Consider the following 2465-nt stretch of genomic DNA (forward strand, 5'->3'; position numbering starts at 1 on the left):
AAAGTTTATAAATTTTAGGAGGGTGCTATGAGGCAAAATATTTATCTTTCAAATATAAGCTTGAATGAGGCAATAAATATTTTTCTTGAAAAAATAAAAGATTTTAAGGTTGAAACAGAATATGTAAAAACTTATGAAGCAAATGGTAGAATTACAGCAAAACCTATATTTGCCAAAATTTCATCGCCCTTTTACAACAGTTCTGCTGTTGACGGGATTGCAACAGTAGCAAAAAAGACATTTACTGCAACAGACAAAAATCCTGTAAGGCTTAAAGAAGGAGTTGATTATGTAGTTGTTGATACAGGTGATCCTATTCCAGATGAATATGATTGCGTAATTATGGCTGAAGATTTAATATGGGTATCTCAAGATGAGGTTGAGATAATAAAGCCTGCTATTCCATGGCAAAATATACGACAAATTGGTGAGGATATAGTAGAAGGACAACTTATACTTCCTCAAAGTCATAGGATAAGACCGGCTGATATTGGTGCTTTGATTGCAGGAGGAGTATTTGAAGTTGAAGTTTATAAAAAGCCTAAAGTTGCAATCATTCCGACAGGAACAGAGCTGGTAGAACCGGGGGAAGAACTTAAAGTTGGAGATATAATAGAATTTAACTCAAGAGTTTTTGCCGTGCAGGTTGAAGAATACGGCGGAATTCCAACAAGATTTGATATTGCAAAAGATGATTTTGAGAAATTGAAAGCTGTTGTTGATAAAGCTTCAAAGGAATACGACATTATCCTATTAAATGCTGGTTCATCTGCAGGACGTGAGGATTATTCTAAAAAGGTTATTGAAACCTTAGGTGAAGTCTATATTCATGGAATTGCTATAAAACCTGGAAAGCCAGTTATACTAGGAAAGGTAAACAATAAGCCTATTGTTGGAATACCAGGTTTTCCTGTTTCAGCTTATTTTATAATGGAAAACATAGTTAAGAAGCTTATCAACTTTGTTCAAGGATATGATATAAAAGATAAAAGATATATAGAAGCAACTCTTTCAAAAAGAATTATGTCATCTTCAAAATATCTTGAGTTTGTAAGAGTAAAACTTGGTTTTATAGACGGTAAATACATCGCAGCGCCAATTGAACGGGGAGCAGGTACTACAATGAGCCTTGTAAGGGCTGATGGGGTTTTGGAAATACCTGAGGAGCTTGAGGGTTATGAAAAAGGGACAAGGGTTAATGTAAACATATTAAAAAGCGAAGACGAGATTAAAAATACAATTCTTTGTATAGGAAGCCACGATTTGATACTTGATATTGCAGCAGATCTTCTTGCCAAAAGAGGAAAATTCACGCTATCTTCAGCCCATGTCGGAAGCATTGGGGGAATACTCTCATTGAGGGATAGGGAAACACATTTTGCAACAATTCACCTTCTTGATGTGGAAACGGGTGAGTATAATAAATCTTATGTGAAAAGATATATTCCAAACAGAAAAATTGCCCTTATAAAATTTGTAAAAAGAATTCAGGGGCTTATGGTTAAAAAAGGTAATCCACTAGAGATTAATTCTTTGGAGGATATTGTAAAAAAAGGTGCAAGGTTTGTGAACAGGCAAAAGGGATCTGGTACAAGGATTTTGCTTGATTATGAATTAAAAAGATTGGGTATAAATCCCAAAGACATCATAGGTTATGATAGGGAAGAATATACTCATATTTCGGTTGCAGCACAAATAGCTAAAGGAAATGCAGATGCTGGACTTGGGGTATTTTCTGCTGCTAAGATTATGGACCTTGATTTTATTCCGATAGCAAATGAAGAGTATGACATTGCAATTCCCGTTGAGTACTTAGAACTTGAAGGGGTAAAGCAGTTTTTGGAGGTTATAAATTCAGAAGAATTTAAAAATGAGCTTGATAAGCTTGGAGGGTATGACTATAGCAATTTAGGAGAAATTATCATTATCGAGTAAAGGAGAATTTTTATGAGAGATAGGTTAGGAAGAAATGTTGATTATTTAAGAGTTTCTGTTACGGATAGATGTAACTTAAGGTGCATTTATTGTATGCCGGAGGAGGGAATACCCAAAAAAGATCATAATGAGATTCTAAGGAACGAAGAGATTTTAAAAATAATTAGGATTTCAGCAGAACTTGGCATTAAAAAGGTAAGGTTTACAGGAGGCGAGCCACTTGTAAGGAAGGGAATTGAGAACATAATTTATGAAACATCAAAAATAAAAGGCATTGAAGACATTGCACTTACAACTAATGGAACAAAACTTTATGAAATGGCAGATACTTTAAAAGAAGCAGGACTTAAAAGAGTTAACATAAGCCTTGATAGTCTTAAAAAAGATCGATACCGTATGATTACAAGGCTTGGGAATATTGATGATGTATTTAGGGCTATTGACAAAAGTTTATCTATTGGACTTGAACCTGTAAAAATTAATACGGTTGTAATAAAAGGTATAAATGACGATGAAATTTTTGATTTTGT

General features: G+C 34.1%; 2 protein-coding genes. Both read left to right on the forward strand.

Annotation, left to right across the window (positions count from 1 at the left end; translation table 11 throughout):
- The first annotated feature begins 27 nt into the window (after positions 1-27).
- Complete coding sequence (locus tag M663_RS0101660) at positions 28-1935, forward strand: molybdopterin biosynthesis protein (RefSeq protein WP_029687732.1); 1908 nt, start codon at positions 28-30, stop codon at positions 1933-1935.
- Positions 1936-1947: 12 nt separating this feature from the next.
- A partial coding sequence (locus tag M663_RS0101665; protein ID WP_029687733.1) for a radical SAM protein occupies positions 1948-2465 on the forward strand: 518 nt, incomplete at its 3' end.

Origin of the sequence: Thermoanaerobacter sp. A7A (genome assembly GCF_000445185.1) — a bacterium.
In the GTDB taxonomy this organism is placed as follows: Bacteria; Bacillota; Thermoanaerobacteria; order Thermoanaerobacterales; family Thermoanaerobacteraceae; genus Thermoanaerobacter.

Bases quoted from the DNA above. Each gene is read 5' to 3' on its own strand.
- M663_RS0101660 (WP_029687732.1), top strand. From the start codon at position 28: ATGAGGCAAAATATTTATCTTTCAAATATAAGCTTGAATGAGGCAATA.